The 563-nt window shown below is 71.4% G+C and carries 1 protein-coding gene and 1 pseudogene; both read left to right on the top strand.

The window, feature by feature from the left end; all coding sequences use genetic code 11:
* A partial coding sequence (locus BFF77_RS32235; RefSeq protein WP_211280383.1) for an aminotransferase class IV occupies positions 1 to 339 on the top strand: 339 nt, incomplete at its 5' end.
* Between the two features lie 67 nt (positions 340 to 406).
* A pseudogene (locus BFF77_RS37605) lies at positions 407 to 563 on the top strand (GNAT family N-acetyltransferase); the annotation flags it as partial.

Here is a 563-nt window from a genome sequence, read left to right as displayed (position 1 = left end):
GAGGCGCTCTTCGCCAACACCGTCGGGGCGCTCTGCGAGGGCACCGGCTCCAATGTCTTCGTCGTACTCGACGGCGAACTGCACACGCCGCCCCTCGCCTCCGGCTGTCTCGCCGGTATCACCCGCGCCCTGGCCGCCGAGTGGGCGGGCGCCCGGGAGACCGATCTGCCGCTGGACGTGCTGGAGCGCGCCGACGAGATCTTCCTGACCTCGACCCTGCGCGACGTGCAGGCCGTCCACCGCGTGGACGACCGCCGACTCCCCGCCGCCCCGGGCCCCGTGACCGTCAAGGCGATGCGCCTCTTCGAGGAGCGCGCCGCGGCGGACCTGGATCCCTAGGAATGTCTTTCCGCCCCGGTCCGTAAACCGGATGACTCCACCGCGTGCGACGGGTACAACTCCCCTGATGACCACCACCCTGCGGCCGACCGGGCCGCTCCGGCAGACCGACGACGGCGGAAAGTCACGCTCCTACGAGGTCTGCGTGAACAGCCGCCCTGTCGGAACAGTAGAGATCGCCACCGACCCCGGCTTCGGCCACAAGGCCGGGACCGTCCGCGCGC

The organism is Streptomyces lushanensis (genome assembly GCF_001700515.1).
Lineage (GTDB): Bacteria > Actinomycetota > Actinomycetes > Streptomycetales > Streptomycetaceae > Streptomyces > Streptomyces lushanensis.
Note: the sequence above shows the minus strand (reverse complement) of the source record. Positions and strands in the feature narration are given on the sequence as shown.